Annotated in this window: 23 protein-coding genes; 16 read left to right on the top strand and 7 right to left on the bottom strand. The window is 21.0% G+C overall.

What is annotated here, in order from left to right:
* Positions 1-12: 12 nt before the first annotated feature.
* From lon to H0H34_RS01420, 3 genes are all read right to left on the bottom strand, one after another.
* Complete coding sequence (gene lon / locus H0H34_RS01430; RefSeq protein ID WP_185873039.1) at positions 13-2,415, bottom strand: endopeptidase La; 2,403 nt, start codon at positions 2,413-2,415, stop codon at positions 13-15.
* 158 nt (positions 2,416-2,573) lie between these two features.
* Entirely contained in the window at positions 2,574-4,580 is a 2,007-nt protein-coding gene (gene ligA / locus H0H34_RS01425) for an NAD-dependent DNA ligase LigA (protein ID WP_185873537.1), read from the bottom strand.
* Positions 4,581-4,585: 5 nt separating this feature from the next.
* Positions 4,586-5,473: a N5-glutamine methyltransferase family protein gene (locus tag H0H34_RS01420; protein WP_185873536.1), complete on the bottom strand. Its 888-nt coding sequence runs from the start codon at positions 5,471-5,473 to the stop codon at positions 4,586-4,588.
* Positions 5,474-5,494: 21 nt separating this feature from the next.
* On the opposite strand from H0H34_RS01420, the gene mnmE reads away from it, so the two are divergent.
* The 15 genes from mnmE to mtaB are packed head-to-tail and all read left to right on the top strand — an operon-like array spanning position 5,495 to position 20,186.
* Positions 5,495-6,898, top strand: a complete 1,404-nt coding sequence (mnmE, locus tag H0H34_RS01415) for a tRNA uridine-5-carboxymethylaminomethyl(34) synthesis GTPase MnmE (RefSeq protein WP_185873535.1) — start codon at positions 5,495-5,497, stop codon at positions 6,896-6,898.
* A gap of 12 nt (positions 6,899-6,910) precedes the next feature.
* Entirely contained in the window at positions 6,911-8,416 is a 1,506-nt protein-coding gene (gene gltX / locus H0H34_RS01410; RefSeq protein WP_185873534.1) for a glutamate--tRNA ligase, read from the top strand.
* A 43-nt stretch (positions 8,417-8,459) separates the two neighbouring features.
* A complete protein-coding gene (rpsF, locus tag H0H34_RS01405) occupies positions 8,460-8,858 on the top strand; it encodes a 30S ribosomal protein S6 (RefSeq protein WP_185873533.1) in 399 nt (132 codons plus the stop codon).
* A 31-nt stretch (positions 8,859-8,889) separates the two neighbouring features.
* Positions 8,890-9,171: a 30S ribosomal protein S18 gene (gene rpsR / locus H0H34_RS01400; RefSeq protein ID WP_185873565.1), complete on the top strand. Its 282-nt coding sequence runs from the start codon at positions 8,890-8,892 to the stop codon at positions 9,169-9,171.
* 15 nt (positions 9,172-9,186) lie between these two features.
* The gene (rplI, locus tag H0H34_RS01395) at positions 9,187-9,651 is read left to right on the top strand and encodes a 50S ribosomal protein L9 (RefSeq protein ID WP_185873532.1); all 465 of its coding nucleotides are present in this window, start codon (positions 9,187-9,189) and stop codon (positions 9,649-9,651) included.
* Between the two features lie 50 nt (positions 9,652-9,701).
* Positions 9,702-10,547, top strand: coding sequence for a prephenate dehydratase (locus H0H34_RS01390; RefSeq protein ID WP_185873531.1), 846 nt, complete (start codon positions 9,702-9,704; stop codon positions 10,545-10,547).
* Between the two features lie 6 nt (positions 10,548-10,553).
* The gene (locus H0H34_RS01385) at positions 10,554-11,708 is read left to right on the top strand and encodes a pyridoxal phosphate-dependent aminotransferase (protein ID WP_185873530.1); all 1,155 of its coding nucleotides are present in this window, start codon (positions 10,554-10,556) and stop codon (positions 11,706-11,708) included.
* On the top strand, positions 11,705-12,541 hold the full coding sequence (locus H0H34_RS01380) for a prephenate dehydrogenase/arogenate dehydrogenase family protein (protein ID WP_185873529.1): 837 nt from the start codon (positions 11,705-11,707) through the stop codon (positions 12,539-12,541). Before H0H34_RS01385 ends, H0H34_RS01380 begins: the two co-directional genes overlap by 4 nt.
* 45 nt (positions 12,542-12,586) lie before the next feature.
* Positions 12,587-13,666, top strand: a complete 1,080-nt coding sequence (locus H0H34_RS01375) for a bifunctional 3-deoxy-7-phosphoheptulonate synthase/chorismate mutase type II (protein WP_185873528.1) — start codon at positions 12,587-12,589, stop codon at positions 13,664-13,666.
* Positions 13,667-13,680: 14 nt separating this feature from the next.
* Positions 13,681-14,931 (top strand): methionine adenosyltransferase, encoded by a 1,251-nt coding sequence (metK, locus tag H0H34_RS01370; RefSeq protein ID WP_185873527.1) that lies wholly within the window; start codon positions 13,681-13,683, stop codon positions 14,929-14,931.
* A gap of 13 nt (positions 14,932-14,944) precedes the next feature.
* Positions 14,945-15,742, top strand: a complete 798-nt coding sequence (locus H0H34_RS01365) for an enoyl-ACP reductase FabI (RefSeq protein ID WP_185873526.1) — start codon at positions 14,945-14,947, stop codon at positions 15,740-15,742.
* Positions 15,739-16,392 (top strand): ribulose-phosphate 3-epimerase, encoded by a 654-nt coding sequence (rpe, locus tag H0H34_RS01360; protein WP_185873525.1) that lies wholly within the window; start codon positions 15,739-15,741, stop codon positions 16,390-16,392. The genes H0H34_RS01365 and rpe overlap by 4 nt, the downstream gene beginning before the upstream one ends.
* A gap of 30 nt (positions 16,393-16,422) precedes the next feature.
* A complete protein-coding gene (gene dnaG, locus H0H34_RS01355) occupies positions 16,423-18,162 on the top strand; it encodes a DNA primase (protein WP_185873524.1) in 1,740 nt (579 codons plus the stop codon).
* Positions 18,163-18,220: 58 nt separating this feature from the next.
* Positions 18,221-18,856: a peroxiredoxin gene (locus tag H0H34_RS01350; RefSeq protein ID WP_185873523.1), complete on the top strand. Its 636-nt coding sequence runs from the start codon at positions 18,221-18,223 to the stop codon at positions 18,854-18,856.
* A 4-nt stretch (positions 18,857-18,860) separates the two neighbouring features.
* Entirely contained in the window at positions 18,861-20,186 is a 1,326-nt protein-coding gene (gene mtaB, locus H0H34_RS01345; RefSeq protein ID WP_185873564.1) for a tRNA (N(6)-L-threonylcarbamoyladenosine(37)-C(2))-methylthiotransferase MtaB, read from the top strand.
* Positions 20,187-20,194: 8 nt separating this feature from the next.
* On the opposite strand, the gene lipB is transcribed toward mtaB, so the two are convergent.
* Both lipB and H0H34_RS02910 read right to left on the bottom strand, forming a co-directional pair.
* Entirely contained in the window at positions 20,195-20,629 is a 435-nt protein-coding gene (lipB, locus tag H0H34_RS02915; protein WP_238785470.1) for a lipoyl(octanoyl) transferase LipB, read from the bottom strand.
* A 29-nt stretch (positions 20,630-20,658) separates the two neighbouring features.
* On the bottom strand, positions 20,659-20,877 hold the full coding sequence (locus H0H34_RS02910; RefSeq protein WP_238785467.1) for a lipoate--protein ligase family protein: 219 nt from the start codon (positions 20,875-20,877) through the stop codon (positions 20,659-20,661).
* Positions 20,878-20,959: 82 nt separating this feature from the next.
* Here H0H34_RS02910 and lysS point away from each other — a divergent pair, with 82 nt between their 5' ends.
* Complete coding sequence (gene lysS, locus H0H34_RS01335) at positions 20,960-22,450, top strand: lysine--tRNA ligase (RefSeq protein WP_185873522.1); 1,491 nt, start codon at positions 20,960-20,962, stop codon at positions 22,448-22,450.
* A gap of 5 nt (positions 22,451-22,455) precedes the next feature.
* Here the strand turns inward: lysS and H0H34_RS01330 are convergent, their stop codons facing one another.
* Entirely contained in the window at positions 22,456-23,421 is a 966-nt protein-coding gene (locus tag H0H34_RS01330) for an amidohydrolase family protein (RefSeq protein ID WP_185873521.1), read from the bottom strand.
* A gap of 6 nt (positions 23,422-23,427) precedes the next feature.
* Positions 23,428-24,054 carry a 16S rRNA (guanine(527)-N(7))-methyltransferase RsmG gene (gene rsmG / locus H0H34_RS01325; protein ID WP_185873520.1) on the bottom strand — a complete coding sequence of 209 codons (627 nt, stop codon included), beginning with the start codon at positions 24,052-24,054 and terminating at the stop codon, positions 23,428-23,430.
* Positions 24,055-24,138 lie beyond the last annotated feature (84 nt).

The following is a 24,138-nucleotide window of genomic DNA, read 5'->3' as shown; positions in this document are numbered from 1 at the left end:
ACTATAATGAATTCATAATAAAGATAAATGAATAACATCATTCATATTTTTTACATAATTAAAAGTTAATCCTTTCAAATATTCTTGTTTAATTTCTTCTACATCTTTTTTATTTTCTTTTGAAAGAATTATTTCTTTTATGTTAGCTCTTTTAGCAGCTAAAATTTTTTCTGTAATACCACCTACTGGTAGTACTTTACCTCTTAAAGTAATTTCTCCAGTCATTGCTAAATTAGGTTTCAATCTTCTTTTTGTATAACATGATACCATAGATGTTAACATAGTTATGCCTGCTGAAGGTCCATCTTTAGGTACAGCTCCTTCAGGAACATGTACATGTACATTTTTTTCTTCAAACATAATTGGATCTATATTAAATTCTTTGTAATTAGATTTAATATATTGTAATGCAATTGTAGCAGATTCTTTCATAACTTCACCTAAGTTTCCAGTAAGACTTAAATTTCCTTTTCCTTTAGATAAAATTGATTCAATATATAAAATATCTCCTCCGAAACTTGTCCAAGCTAAACCAGTTACAACACCTGGTACATTATTTTCTTCATAACGATCTGGATCACTAGGAATTCCTAAAATATTTTCTATTTTATCAATGTTCAAACGTTTAATATATTTTTTATCCATTGCAATATGTTTAGCTGCATAACGAGCTAACTTAGCTATATGTTTTTCAATATTTCTTAACCCAGATTCCCTAGTATAACTTTCAATAACCTTTTCTATTTGTTTAATTCCTATAATTAAATCAGATTTTTTTAATCCATTTTCTTTTAATTGTTTAGGTAAAATATGTTTCTTTACTATTTGTATTTTTTCTTCTATAGAATATCCATTAATTTCTATAATTTCCATTCTATCCACAATAGCTGGTTGTACATGAGATAAAGAATTTGCTGTAGCAATAAATAATACTTTTGATAAATCGTAACCTATCTCTAAAAAATTATCATAAAAGGATGTATTTTGTTCTGGATCTAAAACTTCTAACATTGCAGAAGAAGGATCGCCATTATTACCTATACTTATTTTATCAATTTCATCTATAACAAAAACAGGATTTGATGTTCCAACTTTTCGTATAGATTGTAATAATCTTCCTGGCATTGCACCAATATAAGTTCTTCTATGTCCACGTATTTCTGATTCATCATGTAATCCTCCTAATGAAATACGTACATATTTTCTTTTTAACGAAATAGCTATAGATTTTCCTAATGAAGTTTTTCCCACTCCTGGAGGACCATAAAAACATAAAATTGGAGACTTCATATCACCTCTTAATTTCAATACAGCTAGGTATTCTATAACACGTTCCTTTATTTTATCCAAACCATAATGGTATCTATTCAATATTTTATATGCATATTCTAAATCAAAACTATCCTTAGAATATTTTTCCCAAGGTAAATCTATCATCAATTCTAAGTAATTTCTTTGTACAGTATATTCAGGCATTTGAGGACTAGTTCTTTGCATTTTTAATAATTCTCTATCGAATTGTATTTTTGCTTCTTTAGGCCATTTCTTTTTAGATGCTTTTATACGCATGTCCTCAATTTCTTTTTCATAGGAAATATCTCCTAATTCTTCTTGTATAGCTTTAATTTGTTGATGTAAAAAATATTCTCTCTGTTGTTGATCCATATCGTTTCTAACACGTGATTGTATATCATTTTTTAATTTAATTTGTTGATGTTCAATATTTAGAAAACGTAAGGTCTCCATTGCTCTTTTTTTCAAATCATTATATTCTAATAATTTTTGCTTATCCTTAGTTGCTAAATTCATATTAGCTGCTACAAAGTTTATTAAAAAAGATGGACTTTCTATATTTTTTATTGCAATGCTTGCTTCTGATGGAATATTTGGATTATCCTGAATTATTTTTATTGCAATTTCTTTTATTGATTCTACTAAAGCTATATATTCTTTATCTTTACAAGAAGGTTTTTTTTCTTCCAAAGCAATTATTTCAGCTTTAAAATATGGATTATTTTGAATAAATTTATTAATTTTGAATCTTTTTTTACCTTGTAAAATAACAGTAGTATTTCCATCAGGCATTTTTAATAATTTTAATATTTTAGCTACTGTTCCAATTGAATATAAATCTTTTTCACTAATATTTTCTATTCCTGAATTTTTCTGAGTTAATACTCCTACAGTTTTATCTAATTCATAAGCATCTTGTAACAGTTGTATGGACCCACTTTTTCCTGCTATGATAGGAAAAACAATACCTGAATATAAAACCATATTTCTCACTGTTAAGATACATAGTTGTTTAGGTATATCTCCTTTAACAAGCTGATCTTCTTCATCTTGGCTCATTAATGGAATAAATTCAGTTTCAGATTCAAACCCATATTCGGAAAATATATTTTTTAGTAACATAAAAAAATAGATTTCATACTTAGAATTCTTAAATAATGCTTATAATTATGCAAATGAATGATAGTTATTTTTTTTCTTAATTTCATAGTTTAACAAATTAAATATACTGTTTTCTATTATGAAAAAAAAAATCATTTTTTATATTTATTTTATTTTTTTTAAACTAATCCTTCCTTTTTTAATATTGATGTAAAATAATTATCTGTTAATATTTTTATACAAAAATTTTTACTTTTCTTTAATTTTGACCCATAATTTTTTCCAACTACAATAAAATTGACTTTACTATTAATATTATTATATACTTTTCCTCCAGCATATTCTATTATATTTTTTGCCTCTCTACGAGTAATGCCAAATAGTTTTCCTGTAAACACAAATGATTTATTTTTAATGAATGAATCTATGTTATTTTTTTTATTTGAAAAATTTAGTCCATATTTTATAAGCATTTTAATTACATATTTATTTTCTTTATCTGAAAAGAAATTTCTAATACTTTTAGTTATTTTTTCTCCTATTCCGTTTATTGAAATTAAACTTTTATAAGTTGCATTCATTAGATTATAAATATTAAAATTATTGGATAATTTTTTTGATATATATTCTCCAACATGGGGAATTCCTAAAGAATATAACACTCTATGATAAGAGTTTTTTTTTGAATTATTTATATTATTAATTATATTGTCAGCTAATTTATTTTTTATTCTACTTATTTTTATTAAATCATTTTTTTTCAATAAGAAAAAATCATGTAAATAATATAATACTCCTATATTATACAGTTTCTTTATATAAACTAATCCAATTTTTTTTATATTCATACCGTTTTCGCTTGAAAAATGAATTAATTTCATAATTCTTTTTGATGAACAATTATTGTTTTTACAATAAAATAAATTATTTAATTTTGTTAAGTTATTATTACATGATGGACATCTTTTTGAAAATAAAATAGGAGTAGTAAAATTAAATCTTTTTTCTTTATTTATTTTTTTTAATTTTGGAATAATATCTCCACTTTTTTCTATAAGAATACTATCTCCATAATGGAGATCATTTTTTTTAATAAATTCATTATTATATAAAGTAACTTTTTTTATAGTAGTCCCGGAAATAAAAATAGGTTCTACTCTAGCTACAGGTGTAATTATTCCAGTACGACCTATTTGATAATTAACATTAATTAATTTTGTCTCTAATGTACTTTGCTTAAATTTATAAGCAATTGACCATTTAGGATATTTTTTTGTATATCCTATAATTAATTGTTTTTTATATTCATTTATTTTAACTACTATTCCATCTATTTGATATGGTAATTTATTTTTTATTTTTTCCAAATTTTTTATAAACTTGAATACTCCATTTAAATTATTATATACACATGTAGTATAATATTGAGTTTTAAATCCCCAAATATTCATTTGATATAAAGACTCATGTTGAGTGGAAAATTCTTTACCTATTAGATGAAATGCAATAAATGATAAATTAACATTTTTAATTTTTTCTTCATTATTTCCAATAATAATACCGCTTACTGCATTTCTTATGTTTAAATAAATATTTTCTTTACTTTTTAAACGAATTTTATTAATTTTTGTAAAATTATCTTTTTTTATAAAAATCTCTCCTCTTATTTCTAAATAAAATGGAATATTATTACCCTTTAATTTTAAAGGAATAGATTTAATATTTTTTTTAATTTTTTTTGTAACATTTTTGCCTTCTTTTCCGTTTCCACGAGTTATTGCATGTTTAAAAATCCCATTTTCATAAATCAAATTAATAGATATACCGTCATATTTTAATTCACAAATAAAAGAATAGTTATATAACAATTTTTTTATTGTTTTATTCCATTTTATCAAATCATTTATAGAATATGCATTTTTAATAGAATACATTTTATATTTATAAGATTTAAGATTTTCATAATTAGTATTAGTAGGGGCACCTATCTGTATAGTAGGAGAAGATGAATCATATAATTCCGGATATTTTTTTTCTAAAAAAATTAGTTCTTTTAATTTTTTATCAAAAAATGAATCAGAGACTTCTGAACAACTTAAATTATAATATTTATGATTAAATTGTAATAATTCTTTTCTCAATTTATATATTTTTTTTATTATGTTCTCATTTACTTTATTTTTCATAATTTTTAAAATTTAATATATTTTGAAAAAATCATTCTTGATAAACCTTGAAAATCTTTTTTTATTTTTATATTAAAAAAACCTATTCTTTTCAAGAAAGAATATATTTCTTTACAATAAAATGAGTTTATTTCAAAATAAACATAAACAATACCATAAAATCTTTCTTTTATCCATAAAGAAATTTTTTTATAAAAAATTATAGGATCTTTATCTGAAACAAATATAGCATGTTGCGGTTCATAATGAATAATATTATGTAAAAATTTTTTTCTAGAAATTTTTACATAAGGTGGGTTACTTACTACAATATTGACTGTACTTTTATTTATAAAAGATTTTGGAATAGAATTTAAATTATTTAAAATATCTATTTTCATAAAAGAAATTTCTGAATTATTAAACACAGAATTTTTATTGGCAATATTAATAATATTATCATAACAATCTATAGCATAAATTTTATCTATAAAAAGTTTCTTTTTTAATGTAATTCCAATACATCCACTACCTGTTCCTAAATCAAAAACTTGTAAATTTTTTTGATTTAAATGATTTTTAATAATCCAATTAACAAGTTCCTCAGTTTCTGGTCTAGGAATAAAAATTTTTTTATTAACTATAAATTTCATTCCAAAAAAAATAGAATGCCCAATAACATATTGTATAGGTAAACATTGTTTTAATTTCAAAAGTTTTTTAATTAATTTTTTGTAAAAAAAATTAATTTTATCTTTGTTAATTAATTTTAGTAATATAGCTGTTTTATCACATTTAAAAACATGAGTTGTTAATAAAAAAAATAGATTATCTAATTCTTTTTTGTTTTTATATAATTTTTTTAAATTTTTATGAAAAATATGATAAAAATCATAAATGGATATATTAGTCATAATTTTTAAAAAATTTTTATTATGTTATTAAAAAATGATGATACAATTATTGCATCTGCAACTCCTGTAGGACATAGTGCTATTTCTGTTATTCGTATTTCTGGAAAAAATTCTATATCTATTGTTGATAATGTTTTTAATTCAATAAAAATTGGAAAAAAATTATTAAAACAATCTACACATACAATTCATTTAGGTTTTATTAAAGATAAATCATTTAATACTAAATATAAAGAACTTGATCAAGTATTAGTTTCTATTTTTAAATCACCTTTTTCTTATACTGGTGAAAACATGATTGAAATATCATGTCATGGATCCAATTATATACAAAAAAATATAATAAAATTACTAATAAATAAAGGAATGAGATTAGCTCGTTCTGGAGAATTTACGTTACGTGCATTTTTAAATAAAAAGTTAGATTTAACTCAAGCCGAAGCAATTTCAGAATTAATTTCTTCAGAAAATGAATCGTGTAATGATATAAATATTCAACATATTAAAGGATCTTTGGCTAAAGAAATAAAAAATATAAAAAATAAATTAATAGATTTTATTTCTTTATTAGAATTAGAATTAGATTTCTCTGAAGAACATTTAATTTGTAATTATAAAAAAAATATATATTATCTAAAAAAAATAAAAAGTAAATTAAAATATATTGTTGAATCTTTTTCATTAGGAAATTCTATAAAAAATGGAATAAATGTAGCAATTATTGGTGATTCAAATGTAGGAAAATCTACTTTATTTAATCAAATTGTTAAAGAAAATAGATCAATAGTTTCTCCTATTAAAGGTACAACTAGAGATTGTATAGAAAGTACAATTATATTAGATGGAATTCTTTTTCGTTTTATTGATACAGCTGGTTTACGAAAATCCAATAATTCTGTAGAGATTATGGGAATTAATAAAACAATAGAAAAAATTGAAACATCTCAAGCGATATTTTACGTTTTTGATTCTTCTATAGGAGAAAAAAAACAAAAAAAAATTTTTGATTATATTTCTTTTTTAAAGAAAACAAAAAAAATTATATTTGTAATAGCTAATAAGTCTGATATATCAAGTTTTAATGATATTTTTAGTATTAAATCAAATTTGTTATATTTCTTTGAAATTTCTGCAAAAAATTGTAATGGTATAACAAATATTACTGATAATTTATCTAAATTATTTAATGACAAATTGAAAAATAATAAAATTATTGTTACCCAAATACGACATTATGAAGCATTAAAAAAATCATTAAAAGAAATTTTAATATCTTTTGATTTGTTTAATAAAAAACCCTTGGAATATCTCATGATATCAATACATATTAAAAATTCTTTAAAATATTTAGGAGAAATAACAGGAGAAATAACAAATGATGATATATTAAACAATATTTTTTCTAAATTTTGTATAGGAAAATAATTATTTTTTGTAATGTCAATTATAAGAGTACGTTTTGCTCCTAGTCCTACTGGACCAATTCATTTAGGTGGTATAAGAACTGCATTATATAATTATTTATTAGCTAAAAAATATAATGGAAAATTCATTCTTAGGATTGAAGATACAGATCAAAATCGTTATTTACATAATGCTGTATCATATATTTTAAAGTCATTAAAATGGTGTGGAATAGAACCTAATGAAGGATTTGGATATGGTGGAGGACCTTACGAACCATATATACAATCCAAAAGAAGTTATATATATAAATTTTATATAAATTATTTATTAAAAAATAAATATGCATATTATGCGTTTGATACAAATAAAGATTTAGAAATAAAAAGAAATGAATATAAAAAATTAGGATTAAACTTTTCTTATGATCATAGAATTAGAATGTCTTTAAATAATTCACTAACTATGACAAAAGAAAATTTAATTAAAAAATTAAAATGTAACATACCATATGTAATAAGATTTAAAGTTATACCAGGATTAGTATTAAAAGTAAATGATATGATACGTGGTGACATAAAATTTAATACAAACTATTTAGATGATAAAGTATTATTAAAATCAAATGGAATGGCAACATATCATTTGGCTAACACTATTGATGATTATACAATGAAGATTACTCATGTATTAAGAGGTGAAGAATGGATATCTTCTATGTTTATACATATATTAATATATAAATCTTTCGGTTGGGCCCCACCAAATTTTGCTCATTTACCATTGATTTTAAATAAAAATGGAAAGGGTAAAATAAGTAAGAGAAATCTAAATTATTTCAAATTTCCATTATTTCCAATTGAATGGAAAGAACCAAGTACAAATAAAAAAATTTATGGATATAAAGAATTAGGATATTTTCCAGACGCTTTTATTAATATGTTAGCTATGTTAGGATGGAATCCTGGTAATAATAGAGAAATTTTTTCTTTAGAAGAATTAGTTAATTTTTTTTCAATTAAAAAAATTAATAAGTCTGGTGTTTTTTTTGATAAAAAAAAAGCAATTTGGTTTAATAAACAATACATTATTAAAAATAAAAATAAAATTTTTTTATTTCTTGCAAAAGAATTAAAAAATCGTTCTATTTTATTTGATAATAACTTTTTATGGAAAGTTATTGATCTAACAATTGATAGAATAAATTTTATATATGAAATATGGGATCACACTTATTATTTTTTTATAGAACCTGATAATTATGATAAAAGTTTTATATCTAAAATAAAAGATAAAAATTATGTTATAAAAAATATAAATATATTGTTAAATAAATTAAATTTTAATTCATTTAATGAATTAAAATGTATATTCTCTGAATTAGAAAACAAGAAATTTTTTATGAAATTGATAAGATTTTCTATAGTAGGTTCTCTTAAAGGAATTGAGCTATTCAAAATTTTAGAAATGATAGGGAAAAAACAAAGTATAAAAAGAATAAAAAAATTTATAAAAAAAATAGAATCTCAAGTATATTAAAATTGATTTTAATATCATATTTTATTATTAAAATAATTTACTTATGTTTGAAAAACATTATGAATCTATTATGATAATTACCCCAATATTGTCTGATGATCAAGCAAAAAGTACTGCTAAAGAATACCAAGATTATCTAATTGAAAAAAAAGGTAAAATAATTAATAAAGAACATTGGGGACTAAAAAAATTATCTTATTCTATAAAAAAAAAACAAAGTGGATGTTACCATTTATTAGAATTCATGTTAAATCCTAGTTTAATTAATAATTTTGAATTAAAATTAAAACAAGATGAACGAATTTTACGTTTTTTAATAATTAAGTTAAATAAGTATGGTGTTGAATATGAAAAAAAAAGAAAAAAAAAAAAAAAAAAAAAAAAAAAAAAAAAAAAAAAAAAAAAAAAAAAAAAAAAAAAAAAAAAAAAAAAAAAAAAATAAAAAAAAAAAAAAAAAAAATAATAATAATAAAATAAAAATAAAAAAATCATCAGAAAATGATCTTAGATATTTATCTCCTATTAAAATAGAAACTAAAGTAGAAAAAAAATATTGTTATTTTGATAAAAGAAATATTAAATTCATAGATTATAAAGATCCCAATTTTTTAATAAAATTTCTTAATGCACAAGGTAAAATTTTACCACGTAGAATTACAGGTACTTTGCAAAAAAATCAAAATAAATTAAATTCTGCAATTAAAAGATGTAGACAAATTGGATTATTACCATTTATTACAGACGATTTAAGATAAATTTTAATTTTTATTATGAAAATTATACTAAAAAAATATATAGAAAATTTAGGATTTAAATATGATGAAGTTAATGTAAAATCTGGATATGCAAGAAATTATTTAATCCCTAAAGGATTAGCTGTTTTTGCATCACATGGTTCAATAAAGAATAATAAAGAAATTTTAAAGCAACGTCATAAAAAAGATAAATATTTAATTGAAAAATCAAAAAAGATAGAAAAAGAATTAGAAAAATTTAAAATAAAAATTTATGTTAAAGAAAATAAAAACGGAAAAATATTTGGATCTATTAGTAATCAAGATATTTCAACATTTATTAATAAAAAAGGAATTAACATAAATAAAAAATATATAAAAATTATTAATAATAAAATAATAAAATCAATTGGAAAATATCAAGCAAACATCAGTTTACATAGAAAACATAATTTTTTATTAAACTTTGAAATATTATCCCATAATTCTAAAAAAAAATAATTTTTATATATATAAAAAAAAGATAAAAACTTTATAAATATTTTATCTTAATGAATGTAATAGCAATACAAGGAATAAAAGGTAGTTTTCATCATTCTGCTGCTTCTAAATATTTTGAAAACTATGATTTCCAATTAATGGAATGTTATTCTTTTAGAGAACTAGCATCTTATGTAGCAAAATCTGATGTAGATTTTGGAGTTATGGCAATAGAAAATACTATAGCTGGAACTATTTTAACAAATTATAATCTTATTTATGAATATAATTTAAAAATTATAGGAGAAATATTTATTCCTATAAAACATTATTTAATAGCATATCCAGGACAAAAAATAGAAGACATAAAAGAAATTATATCTCATCCTATGGCATTATTACAATGTCAATTATTCATAGATACATACAACTATATAAAAATATCTGAATATTCTGATACAGCTGCCGCTGCAAAATATATTTCTTATAATAAAAAAAAAAAAATAGCAGCAATTGCGTCAAAAAAAGCATCTATTGAATATGGATTAGAAATTTTATATAATAATATTCAAACTATAAATAATAATTTCACAAGATTTTTTATACTGAAAAGTAGTAAAAATAGTAGTGATAAAAAATATAACAATATTTTTAATAAGGCGTCATTAATATTAAATATATCACACACTACAGGTAGTTTATCTAAAATATTAAGTTTAATATCAAATTTCAAGATAAATATGACTAAAATACAATCAATACCAATTGTATATAGTCCATGGGAATATTCCTTTTATATAGATATTGTATTTGATAATATAAATAATTATGAAAAAATGAAAAAAAAAATAAAAAAAATTTCATTTCTTAATAAAATATTAATTATGGGAGAATATAAAAACGGGATTTATAACTGAATATATATGATTACAAAATCTAAAAATATAGATAACATATCGGAATATTTTTTCTCAAAAAAAATGAGAGAACTTAATGAATTAAAAAAAAATGGAATAAAAGTTATTAATTTGGGAATTGGTAATCCAGATATTCTTCCTCCAAAAAGTGTCATTTCTGAAATGAAAAAGGCATCAGAATTAAAATATGCAAATTATTATCAAAGTTCAATAGGATTAGATATTTTAAGAAAATCAATTTCTAACTGGTATAATAAAATATATAAAGTAAATATAGATCCTTATAGTGAAATTTTACCATTAATAGGATCAAAAGAAGGAATTATGTATATAAGTATGTGTTATTTAGATAAAGGGGATGAAGTTCTAATTCCAAATCCTGGATATCCAACTTATACTTCTGTATCTAAACTTTTAGGTGCAAAAATTATTTATTATAATTTAAATGAAAATGAAAATTGGCTTCCAAACATTAAATATTTAAAATCAATAGATTTATCAAAAGTAAAAATTATTTGGATAAATTATCCTCACATGCCAACAGGTGCTAATATTAATATAGAAAAATTAGAAGAATTAGCTTTTTTAGCTAAAAAAAATAATATTCTTATTGTGTATGATAATCCTTATAGCTGTATAACTAATAATTGTTATATAAGTATTTTTAATATAAAAAATATTAAAATTAAAAACATAGCAATAGAATTAAATTCATTAAGCAAAAGTTATAATATGCCTGGGTGGAGAATAGGTATGATAATAGGTAAAAAAGATTTTATTAAAAATATTTTAAAAGTTAAAAGTCAAATGGATTCAGGTATGTATTATCCAATTCAGATTGGTGCTGTAGAAGCAATGAAATATGATAAAGATTGGTTTAAAACATTAAATAAAGAATATTCTAATCGTAGAAAAATTATATGGGAAATTTGTGATATTTTGAATATTCAATATTCAAAATATAATAAATCAGGAATTTTTGTTTGGGCAAAATTAGCTAATTATGATGATGATTTAAAATGGTCAGATAAATTCTTAAAAAAATATAATATATTTATTACTCCTGGAAGAATTTTTGGATCTAATGGTAAAGGTTATGTTAGATTTTTTTGTTCTTCAGTAAAAATTTTAAAAGAAGTTAAAAACAGAATTCTTTCATGAAAACTATTGGTATAATAGGATTAGGATTAATTGGAGGATCAATAGGATTATCATTAAAAAAATATAATTATAATATTATAGGTTTTGATTTTAATAAAAAAAATTTAGATTACGCAATAAAAATAGGAATAATAAAAAAGGTATCATCATTTAAAAATTTAATAGAAACATCATCAATAATAATATTATCTATTCCTGTAAATGAAATAGTAAAAATATTAGATGGTATTCTTAAAAAGATAAATAATAAACAAGTAGTGTTTGATACTGGATCCACTAAATACAGTATATGCAAAAGTGTATTTTCTAATATAAATAGAGGTCGTTTTGTCGCTATTCATCCAATTGCTGGAATAGAAAATTCAGGACCTAAATATTCTAACAGTAATCTTTTCTATAAAAAAAATTGTATTATTTGTGATAAAAAATTAAGTGATCCTGATGCATTATTAATAACTGAGAAAATTTTAAATTTTCTAAAAATGGATATTAGTTACATGAGATCTAAAGATCATGATATATATATGTCATATATATCACATTTACCTCATGTAATATCTTTTGTATTATCTAGAACAATTTTTGAAAAATTTATGTATGACAAAAAAAAACTTATTAAAATGGTTGGAAATGGATTAATTTCTACTACACGTTTATCAAAAAGTAGTCCTAACACATGGACACCTATTTTTTTAGAAAATAAATATAATTTAATTAATGCTATAAGTTTATATATAAATTTTTTAGAATCATTTAAAAATCTTTTATTAAAAAAAAATTTTGAAAAAATTCATAAATATTTAAAAAAATATAATATAAATGAAATGATATAATATATAATTAAAAAAAAATATTGTGTAACTTAATTAATTATTATAATGGATAAATTAAATAATAATATAGATAGATATTGGATTGATAAGAATAATAAACCTTTTATAATATCTGGGCCTTGTAGTGCAGAAAGTGAAAAACAAATGTTAGATACTGCAAATAAGTTTAATAAATCATATGTAAGTGTTTTTAGAGCTGGAATATGGAAACCTAGAACTAAACCAGGTAATTTTGAAGGTGTTGGAGAAAATGGATTAAAATGGTTAAATAAAGTTAAAAAAAATACAGGACTAATGGTAGCCACTGAAGTGGCTAATGCTAAACATGTTGAATTATGTATAAATTATGATATAGATATTCTATGGATTGGTGCAAGAAGTACAACAAGTCCTTTTGTTGTTCAAGAAATAGCGGAATCATTAGAAAACGATAATAAAAGAATTGTTTTAATAAAGAATCCAATTCATCCAGATATAGAATTATGGATTGGAGCTTTAGAACGTTTATATGAAAAAGGAATTAAAAAATTAGGATTAATACATCGTGGTTTTTTTTGTTATAAAAGCTTAAAATATCGTAATCATCCAAATTGGGATATATTATTATATATAAAAAAACTTATTCCAAGAATACCTATTATATGTGATCCTTCTCATATTTGTGGTAATAGAGATAGAATATTTGATGTATCAATTAAGTCAATAAAATATTTTAAATGTGATGGACTTATGATAGAGTCCCATTGTGATCCAGATAATGCATGGAGTGACTCTAAGCAACAAATTAATCCAAATTATTTATTAAATTTTTTAAATAAAATTATTGACATAAAAAAAGATAAAGGAGATAAATATAAAAATGAAATAAATTCTTTACGAATTTTGATAGATGAATTAGATGAAAATATTATATCAATATTATCAGAAAGAATCAATATCTCTAAAAAATTAGGAATTTTGAAAAAAAAATTAAATATAAAAACCTTACAACCAAATAGATGGAAGTCTGTTATGGAAAATTCTATAGAAATAGGAAAAAATTTAGGAATATCAAAAGAATTTATTGAAAATATATTTAAATTATTGCATAAAGAATCTATCAATATTCAGAATAAAATTATGTAATAATTTTAACAAAAATGTCTTATCTATTCACTAGTGAATCAGTTTCTGAAGGTCATCCTGATAAAATTTCAGATCAAATATCTGATTCTATACTAGATAATTTTTTAGCATTTGATCCTAATTCTAAAGTTGCTTTAGAAACAATGGTAACTACAGGACAAGTAATAGTTTCTGGAGAAGTTAATTCAAAAATTTGGGTTAACGTAAATAAAATATGTAGGAATACACTTAAAAAAATAGGATATACTAAAAATGAGTATAATTTTAATTCAGATTCTTGCGGTATATTAACATCCATTCATGGACAATCTATTGATTTATTAAATGGTATAGAAAAAAATAATAAAAAAAATAGAGGGGCTGGAGATCAATGTATTGTTTTTGGATATGCAGTTAAAGAATCGAATAATTATATTCCTTTATCTTTATACATTTCTCATAATTTATTAAAAGAATTATCAAAAATAAGAAATGAAGGACATAAAATGAATTATTTACGACCAGATGCAAAATCTCAAGTAACTATAGAATATTCTAAAGAAGATATACCGATACATGTTCATGCCGTTGTAATTTCTATTCAGCATGACGATTTTGATACTTCAATAAATATGAATAAAAAAATTATAAAAGATATTAAAAGCATACTAATACCTAGATTTAAAAATAATTTTTTATCAAAAGAAAATAAAAAATTATTTACAGATCGTACAAAATATTATATAAATTCTACTGGAAGATTTGTTATAGGTGGACCTAATGGTGATACAGGATTAACTGGTAGAAAAATTATAGTTGATACTTATGGTGGAAGAGGTGCACATGGAGGTGGAGCATTTTCTGGAAAAGATCCATCTAAAATGGATAGATCTGGAGCATATGAAGCTAGACATATAGCTAAAAATATTGTTGCATCTGGATTATCAGATGAAGTTTTACTACAAATATCTTATATTGCAGGAATTGATTATCCTATTAATGTATTTGTAAATACTTATGGTAAATCAAAAGTTAATATTAAAGACGAAATAATCGCAAATAATATAAATAAAACGTTTGATTTAAGACCATTTTCAATAGAAAAAAGATTAAATTTACGTCAACCAATATATGAAGAAACTTCTGTATATGGACATATGGGAAGAAATCCTAAAAAAGTTTCAAAAATTTTTTTTGATATAATGGGTAATCCTATAAAAAAAAACGTAGAACTTTTTACTTGGGAAAAGTTAGATTATTTATCAATAATAAAAGATATTTTTTAAAATTTAATTATTTATGTCTTATAATCTTTTAAAAGGTAAAAAAGGTATTATATTTGGTGCTATGGATGAATATTCTATAGCCTGGAAAGTTGCAGAAAAAGCTTATGAAGAAAAAGCAAAATTTGTATTAACAAACACACCTGTATCAATAAGAATGGGTAATATAAAATATCTATCTAATAAAACAGAATCAATAATTATTCCTGCAGATGCAACTTCTATAAAAGATTTAAATATTCTATTTGAAAAAGCTTTATATTTTCTAGAAGGAAAAATAGATTTTATACTTCATTCTATTGCTATGTCTGTAAATATAAGAAAAAAAATAAGTTATACAAAATTAAATTATGATTTTTTAAAAAAAGGATGGGATATTTCTTCTGTATCCTTTCATAAAATTATGAAAGTAGCATGGGAAAAAAAAGCAATGAATAAATGGGGATCAATTGTAGCATTGACTTATATTGCTTCTAATCGTAGTTTTCCATTTTACTCAGATATGTCTGATTACAAATCTTATTTAGAAAGTATTGCTAGAAATTTTGGATATTATTGGGGAATAAAAGAAAAAGTTAGAGTTAATACAGTATCTCAATCTCCTATTATTACTAGATCATCTAAATCTATTAAAAAAATAGATAAATTTTTGTGTATGTCTGATAAAATATCTCCATTAGGGAATGCTTCGTCAAAAGATTGCGCTAATTACATAATAATGTTATTTTCAGATTTAACAAGAAAAGTAACAATGCAAAACTTATATCATGATGGTGGTTTTTCAAAAATAGGAATTAATGAATTTTTTATATGAAAAAAATTATAGCTCCATCTTTATTATCAGCAAATTTATCATTTTTATATCGTGATATAAAAATGTTAAATGAAAGTGAAGCTGATTGGTTTCATTTAGATATAATGGATTTATCTTTTGTAGATAATATATCTTTCGGATTTTCATTTATTAAAAATATAAAAAAATTTACACATAAACCTATAGATGTCCACTTAATGATTGTAAAACCTGAATTGTATATAAAAAATTTTAAAGATAGCGGAGCTGATCATATACATATTCATTATGAGGCATGTTATCATTTACATAAAACTATTTTTTTAATAAAAAAATATGGATTAAAAGTAGGAGTTGCAATAAATCCCCATACTTCAATTTTTTTATTACAAGATATTATTAATGATATTGATTTTGTATTAGTAATGAGTGTTAATCCAGGATTTAGTGGACAAGAATTTATTGATAATACATATGATAAAATAAAAGATTTAAAAAATCTAATTTTAAAAAAAAACTCTTCTGCTCTTATAGAAGTAGATGGAGGAATTAACTTAAAAAATTATTTTTTAGTATTTAAAAATGGAGCAGATATTTTAGTTTCTGGATCAACAATTTTTTCTAATTCTAATCCTAAAAATATTATACGAAAATTAAAAGAAATTAGTTAATAAAACAATAATAAAATAATTTATTTTATTATGGTAATTCCTAAAAATATTAAAGAAAAAATATTATATATTTCTCGTATAGAAGATGTCATAGGAGAGTTAATCCCATTAAAAAAAATTGGAATAAATTATAGAGGATTTAGTCCATTTTCAAATGAAAAAAATCCATCATTTATTGTTTCTCCTATAAAAAAAATATGGAAAGATTTTAGTTCTGGAAAAGGTGGAGATGTTATTAGCTTTTTAATGGAATATGAACATTTTACATATTTAGAATCTATACGTTACTTAGCAAGTAAATATGATATTAAAATAGAAATAAAAAATAATTATAAATATAAAAATAAATTATTTTGTATTAAAAATTATGCTAAATCATTATTTATTAATCAATTATTCTTTAATAAAGAAGGAATAAAAGAAGGTTTAAATTATTTACAAAATAATAGAGGATTCTACAAAGAAACAATACATAAATTTGAATTAGGATACGCTATTAATTCATGGGAAAATTTAACAGAAAATTCTTTAAAAAAAGGTTTTATATTAAATGATTTAATAAAATCAGGATTAGTTTTATATAAAAATTCAAAATATTTTGATTATTTCAGAAAAAGAATAATTTTTCCTATACATAATTTATATGGACAAGTTATTGGTTTTGGTGGAAGAAATACTAATGATTCAAATAATGTAAAATATATAAATTCACCAGATAGTGATCTTTTTAAAAAAAGTAAAATATTATATGGATTATTCCAATCTAAAATAGATATCTTAAGAAAAGATATTTGTTATATAGTAGAAGGATATACTGACGTAATATCACTATATCAATCTGGAATAAAAAATGTAGTTTCTACTTCTGGTATATATATAACTGTAAACCAAATATCCTTAATTAAACAGTTTACAAAAAATATCATAATTTTTTATGATGGAGATATTGCTGGTATAAAAGCTTCATTAAGAATGATTAATATATTATTGGAGCACAAAATAAATTTAAAAATTTTATTTTTATCTAATGGAGAAGATCCAGATTCCATATCAAGAAAATATTCTAAATGTGATTTAAAAATATTTTTGAGAAAAAATAGTTATAATTTTATATCTTTTAAACAAAAAGTTTATGATAAATATCATAATGATGATGATATTATTAAAAAATCACTGTTGATTTTTAATATATTAAATAGTTTATCGAAACTCGATAACGGAATACAAAAAGAATTATATATACAAGAATTATCAAGAGTATTTAAAATACGTGAAAAAACTTTATTTTTTGAATTAAAAAAATTAGAAAATAATAATAAAAAAATAATAAATTACACATATTTGAAAAAAAAATTAATACCATTAGAAGAAAAATTAATTAGATTTATTATAATATATGGAGAAAAAAAAATAAAAAAAAAAGATAATAAACTGATATCAATATTAGATGTAATAATATATTATTTTAAATATTGGAATATTTCTTTTTTATCAGAAAAAAATAAAAATATTTTTGAAAAAATTAAAAATAATAATTTTAAAAAAAAAGTTAATAAAAATAATATTTTTTATACAAAAAAAAAATTAAAGATATATTTATACGAAATTTTGTTAAGATATAAATCTACTTATGTATCAGTTTTAATTAAAAAAGAAATTATAAATTATAATAATACAAAAGACAATAATAAAAAGTTATTATTATATAGAATTATTTATTTAACAAACCTAAAAAATAAAATTAATAAAAAATTAAATAGAGATGTATAATATTTATATTTCTTAAATATTTTTTTCTAAATTAGCAATAATAAAATTAAAATTTATAATGAAAACATTAATTTCAAAAAAAGCACCTTATTTTAAGGCTAGTGCTGTATTAAATGGAAAAGATATTGTACATAATTTTACTATAGAACAATATAAAAATAAAAAATATGTTATATTATTTTTTTATCCAAAAAATTTTACTTTTGTATGTCCTACTGAAATATATGCGTTTCAAAAACTTTTACCAGATTTTGAAAAAAGAAATACACAAGTAGTTGCAGTATCTACTGATACAGAATATTCTCATTTTACATGGCTTAAAATGAAAAAAAAAGATGGAGGAATTAATGGAGTAACTTATCCAATTGTTTCAGATATAAATAAAACTATATCATATAATTATGGAGTTTTATCAGGATATTGGAATTGTGATTGTAATAATAATCTAGTAAAAATAGATGGAGGAGAGTTAGTGGCTTATAGAGGTTTATTTTTAATAGATAAAAAAAGTATTATAAGACATATTTTAATAAATGACTTACCTTTAGGTAGAAATGTAATAGAATCAATACGTATTATAGATGCTCTACAAACTTTTGAAAAAATAGGTGAAGTATGTCCTGCAAATTGGAATATTGGAGATAAAACTATAAAACCTAATCATGAAGGAATTATAGATTATTTATCTTCTTAATTTAATTGAATATGAAAAAAAAAAAATAGCATTTTATACTATAGGATGTAAATTAAATTATGCAGAAACATCTACTATAAAAAGAAAGTTTTCCATTTCAGATTATGAACATGTAAACTTCAATGATTTCGCAGATATATACATAATTAATACTTGTTCTGTTACAAATAATGCAGAAAATAAACTGAAATATTTAGTTCGTTATGCAATTAGAAAAAATTCTAAATCAAAAATTGTAGCTATTGGATGTTATGCACAATATGATTATGAAAAAATATCATCCATAGATGGAATTGATTTAGTTTTAAATAATAAAGATAAATTTGATATTATTAATTTTATTAAAAATGATAAATATGAAAAAAAAATAAATATAAATAAAAATTTTAATTTTATTTCATCATTCTCTATTGAGAATAGAACTCGTTCTTTCTTAAAAATACAAGATGGATGTAATTATAAATGTAGTTATTGTTCTATACCTATTTCAAGAGGTTTCTCTCGTTCTGAAGAGATAAAAAATATATTAAATTATATAGATTTAATTTTTGATAAAGGAGTTAAAGAAATAGTATTGACTGGAATTAACATTGGAGATTATAAATATAATAAAAATATAAAAAATTTTAAATTTTTTGATCTTATACAAATTATAAACAATCATATAGAAAAAAGAAAAGAAAAAAAAAGAATAAGATTATCTTCAATAGAACCAAATCTTTTAAAAGATGAAATTATAGAATACTTATCTCGTAGTAAATATTTTGTACCTCATTTTCATATACCTTTACAGTCTGGAAGTAATAAAATACTAAAAAGTATGAGAAGAAGATATCAAAAAGAATTATATGAGGAAAAAATAAAAAAAATAAGATATTACATTCCAAATGCGTATATAGGGTCAGATATTATTGTAGGATTTCCTGGGGAAACATATAAAAATTTTTTAGAAACTTATTTTTTTTTAAAAAAATTATATATATCATCAATTCATGTATTTACTTATTCCCATAGATATAATATAAATTCAATATTTTTAAATAAAATGATTTCTGAAAAAATAAAAAAAAAAAGAAATTATATATTAAGGAATCTTTCTAAAAAAAAATATTATTATTTCTGCAATAAACAAATAAAAACAATAAAAACTGTTTTATTTGAAAAAAATATGAAAAATAGTAAATATTTATATGGATATACAGAAAACTATATACGAACTAAAATTAGTTATTCATATATATCAAGTAAATATGAAAACACATTCCAAAATGTTTTATTAAAAAAGATAGATCATAAAGATGATATAGTAATTGTTGAACCATTTATTTAAAATAAATATTATATATTAATATATTCTATATTAAATATATCTTTAAATGATTGTTTCATTAATTTTTTTACTTTATTAAAAAGTAATATATCATTTATTTTATTATTTTTTAACTCTTTTTTTATAGAAGTCATTTTTATATTGTTAATTCCACATGGAATTATATAATCAAAATATTGCAAATTAGTATTTATATTAAACGCCAAACCATGCATAGTAATCCAACGACTAACTTTTATTCCAATAGAACATATTTTTTTATTTGGTAATATCCAAACTCCAGTTTTTCCATTTATTCTAATTCCATTTATTTTGTATCCATTCCATAATGATTTTATTACTATTTCTTCTAAAAAACGTATATATTTATGTATATCCAAAAAAAAATAATGTAGATTTATAATTGGATAAATAACTAGTTGTCCTGGTCCATGATAAGTTATATCACCTCCTCTATCTATTTCGTAAAATTCTATATTTTTTTTTTTAAAAAATCTAGTGATACTAATAAATTTTTATTTTTTTTACCATTTTTACCTATTGTAAAAATATGTTTATAATATTCTATAAACAATAAATATCCAACACATACTTTCATATCATTATTACAATTTATTATTTTTTTTTGTTGTAATTTATTAAACAATTCTTTTTGTAAAGAGAACGTTTTTTCATATTTTTTTATCTTCATATCTTTATAAAAGATTATTTTTTTTTTCATAAATAACATAGAGTATAAAAACGTTAAAAAAAAATTTTAATTTGAATGTAATATGTCTTTATCAGAACAAAAAATCATAAGAATAAATAAGTTAAATGAAATTAAAATATTAGGTATTAATCCTTATCCTTCAAAAGAATATTTAATTAACAATACAGCTGAAAATATACGTAAAAATTTTATTAATAAAAAAAAAGTAAGTATTGCTGGTAGATTAATGAGATTACGTATTTTAGGAAAAGCTTCATTTGGAGAAATAAAAGATCATACAGGACGTATACAGATTTATTTAAATAAAGATAATCTATATATAGATAATGTAAAAAAAGAAGATGTTTATAACGTTTTTTTAAAAAAATTATTAGATATAGGAGATATTATTGGAATAAAAGGATTTTTATTTACAACAAAAATGAATGAAATTACTATTAATGTTAAAGAATTAACACTTTTATCAAAATCTATACGTCCTTTACCACAAGTAAAAATAAGTAAAGACAAAAAAATATATGATGAATTTTCTGATGTAGAACAACGTTATAGAATGCGATATGTAGATTTAATAGTTAATGATAAAGTAAAAAATATTTTTTTAAAACGTACTAAAATAATTAAAAAAATAAGAAATTTTTTAGATAAAAAAGGATATATAGAAGTAGATACTCCTATATTACAACCAATTCCAGGTGGGGCAGTCGCTCGTCCTTTTATTACTTATCACAATTCACTAGGAATACCATTATATTTACGTATAGCTAATGAACTTTATTTAAAAAGACTTATAGTTGGTGGATTTAATGGAGTTTATGAATTTTCTAAAAATTTTCGAAACGAAGGAATGGATAGATACCATAATCCAGAATTTACTGTATTGGAATTATATGTTGCTTACAAAGATTATTATTGGATGATGAATTTCACAGAAAAACTTATAACATCTATATTCATGGAATTTAATTACAAAGTTAAACATAATAAAATATATGATCCTATTCCATTTTCAAGAATATCAATGTTGGATTCAATAAAAAAATATACTGGATTTGATATTAATAATATGAATAAATCAGACTTAATAAAAATATGTATTGTATTAAAAATTAAATATGAAAATAAATGGAATAAATGTAAAATAATTGAACATATTTTTGATGAAAAATGTAAAAAAAATTATGTAGATCCTACTTTTATAATTGATTATCCTATAGAAATGAGTCCTCTTACGAAAAAACACCGTGAAAAAAAAAATTTATCAGAACGATTTGAACTTATTATAAATGGACAAGAGATTGCAAATGCTTATTCAGAATTAAACGATCCTATAGATCAATTTTATAGATTAAAAAAACAAATAAAATATAAAAAAGAACTAAAAAATAATAATAATACTTTTATAGATGAAGATTTTATACGTTCTTTAGAATTTGGAATGCCACCTACTGCAGGTATTGGAATTGGAATAGATCGTTTAATTATGTTATTAACAGGAAATAAATCTATTCAGGAAGTATTATTTTTTCCACAAATGCGTCCAAAAAAATAATAATATTATTGATTTAATATACCCAATACTTTTAATCCATTTACTGTTGCAATTTTAACTAATTGATCTATATCGTAATAATGACAAGCTTCTAACAAGAATCTTAATTCTACCCATAGATTTCCATCAGAAAACGGTTTATATATATCACAAATATTGTCAGTCCCAAAAGCAACTATAATACCTTCAGGAATCATTTCATCAACTGGAGTTATAGAATTATGATTAGGTGAAAGTTTTTCATTTCTTATATGATCAATCCAAGCAATTGGACAAGATATAACCATTAATTTTGCTTTTTTCATTAATTCATAAACATTATATCTATAATTTTTTTTATGAGCTGATAAAGAAATGCTATGAATAGCAACAACTCTCCCCTGCATTCCATATTCAATTGTTTTTTTTGCTAGTTTTTCTGTTTCTTTTTCTTCTGAAGTGTTAAATTGATCTACATGAACATGTACAAACTTCCCTTTATTTTTAGCTGTTTTTAGTATAATATCTATATGTTTATCTTCATTTCCATAATCTTTAGCTGGTAATCCTCCAATAATATCTACAAAATCTATAGATTTATCAAACCAATATTTAGATTTTTTGCTTAAAACTCCTTTAAGTACTTGATTTGCAAAACGTATTTTTATAAAATTTTTGTAATTATTTTTCAATTTTTTTGCAGCATTTAATGCTCGATCTTCTATAATCTCATCTACATCAATAAATGTACATATTGCTTGTGTTCCTTGTTTTAAAAAAAATTCTAATGCTTTTTCCATACGAAAATAAATATCATATTCTGTAGCTAATCTTTTCATATCATCAACTAAATACCATTTTTTTTTAAGTGGTAAATAAGAATATTTAAAATTGTTATTTGTTAATGTATATGCTCTATCTAAATGAGTATGAGCGTTTACCCATCCACCATTTTTTTTAACTTTTTCTATAAAAATTTTTCTAGGATTCATTGTTTATTAAATATTTGGAATCCAAATTATTTTTTTTTCATTAAAAAATGGTTCGTCAAAATATTTATTTAAATTATATACTACTGCATGAGGAAAATTTTTTATTTCATTACAAATATCACCACCTTTCAAATATAAAGATCCATTTTTAAGTTTATTATTAGATCTATTTATAAATTTATTTTTTATCCAATTATTTGTAATATTTATTTTTGTAACACCTCTGCTAACAACGAAATCAAATTTAATTTTTAATTTTTCTGCACGTATACAAATTGGATATACATTATCTAAATTAAGATGAAATACTATTTCATTTACAATTCTTATTTTTTTCATTATAGAGTCTACCAATAAAAATTTAGTATTAGGAAATATTATAGAAAGAGGTATACCAGGAAATCCACCACCTGTTCCTAAATCCATAACTATTGATCCATTAAAAAATGAAAATACTTTTGCTATACTTAAACAAAATAATACATGATTTTGATAAAAAGAGTTATTAATAAATGTTTTTCTAGAAATTATGTTTATAAAAAAATTCCAGTATTTATATATCTTACTCATATTATTTATTTGATCATATTGTTTATTTGATAGATTGAAAAAATATTTTTTAATTAAATACATAAATAAATTAATGACACAATTATTTAATAAATTTATAATAAAATTTATAATTTATTTAGATTTGTAATTCATTTAAAACTATAT

Source organism: Blattabacterium cuenoti, assembly GCF_014252375.1.
GTDB classification, from domain to species: domain Bacteria; phylum Bacteroidota; class Bacteroidia; order Flavobacteriales; family Blattabacteriaceae; genus Blattabacterium; species Blattabacterium cuenoti_AH.
This window is presented reverse-complemented; position numbering and strand designations above follow the sequence as displayed.

What these genes read in the sequence shown, in the direction of transcription:
- H0H34_RS01380 (WP_185873529.1), top strand. Translation starts at nt 11,705, where the DNA reads ATGAAAACTATTGGTATAATAGGATTAGGATTAATTGGAGGATCAATA.
- ligA (WP_185873537.1), bottom strand. Translation starts at nt 4,580, where the DNA reads ATGAAAAATAAAGTAAATGAGAACATAATAAAAAAAATATATAAATTG.
- rpsF (WP_185873533.1), top strand. Translation starts at nt 8,460, where the DNA reads ATGTTTGAAAAACATTATGAATCTATTATGATAATTACCCCAATATTG.
- dnaG (WP_185873524.1), top strand. Translation starts at nt 16,423, where the DNA reads ATGGTAATTCCTAAAAATATTAAAGAAAAAATATTATATATTTCTCGT.
- lon (WP_185873039.1), bottom strand. Translation starts at nt 2,415, where the DNA reads ATGTTACTAAAAAATATATTTTCCGAATATGGGTTTGAATCTGAAACT.
- H0H34_RS01365 (WP_185873526.1), top strand. Translation starts at nt 14,945, where the DNA reads ATGTCTTATAATCTTTTAAAAGGTAAAAAAGGTATTATATTTGGTGCT.
- H0H34_RS01420 (WP_185873536.1), bottom strand. Translation starts at nt 5,473, where the DNA reads ATGACTAATATATCCATTTATGATTTTTATCATATTTTTCATAAAAAT.
- H0H34_RS01385 (WP_185873530.1), top strand. Translation starts at nt 10,554, where the DNA reads ATGATTACAAAATCTAAAAATATAGATAACATATCGGAATATTTTTTC.
- rpe (WP_185873525.1), top strand. Translation starts at nt 15,739, where the DNA reads ATGAAAAAAATTATAGCTCCATCTTTATTATCAGCAAATTTATCATTT.
- rsmG (WP_185873520.1), bottom strand. Translation starts at nt 24,054, where the DNA reads ATGTATTTAATTAAAAAATATTTTTTCAATCTATCAAATAAACAATAT.
- gltX (WP_185873534.1), top strand. Translation starts at nt 6,911, where the DNA reads ATGTCAATTATAAGAGTACGTTTTGCTCCTAGTCCTACTGGACCAATT.
- lysS (WP_185873522.1), top strand. Translation starts at nt 20,960, where the DNA reads ATGTCTTTATCAGAACAAAAAATCATAAGAATAAATAAGTTAAATGAA.
- H0H34_RS01390 (WP_185873531.1), top strand. Translation starts at nt 9,702, where the DNA reads ATGAATGTAATAGCAATACAAGGAATAAAAGGTAGTTTTCATCATTCT.
- H0H34_RS02910 (WP_238785467.1), bottom strand. Translation starts at nt 20,877, where the DNA reads ATGAAGATAAAAAAATATGAAAAAACGTTCTCTTTACAAAAAGAATTG.
- metK (WP_185873527.1), top strand. Translation starts at nt 13,681, where the DNA reads ATGTCTTATCTATTCACTAGTGAATCAGTTTCTGAAGGTCATCCTGAT.
- mnmE (WP_185873535.1), top strand. Translation starts at nt 5,495, where the DNA reads ATGTTATTAAAAAATGATGATACAATTATTGCATCTGCAACTCCTGTA.
- rplI (WP_185873532.1), top strand. Translation starts at nt 9,187, where the DNA reads ATGAAAATTATACTAAAAAAATATATAGAAAATTTAGGATTTAAATAT.
- H0H34_RS01375 (WP_185873528.1), top strand. Translation starts at nt 12,587, where the DNA reads ATGGATAAATTAAATAATAATATAGATAGATATTGGATTGATAAGAAT.
- H0H34_RS01330 (WP_185873521.1), bottom strand. Translation starts at nt 23,421, where the DNA reads ATGAATCCTAGAAAAATTTTTATAGAAAAAGTTAAAAAAAATGGTGGA.
- H0H34_RS01350 (WP_185873523.1), top strand. Translation starts at nt 18,221, where the DNA reads ATGAAAACATTAATTTCAAAAAAAGCACCTTATTTTAAGGCTAGTGCT.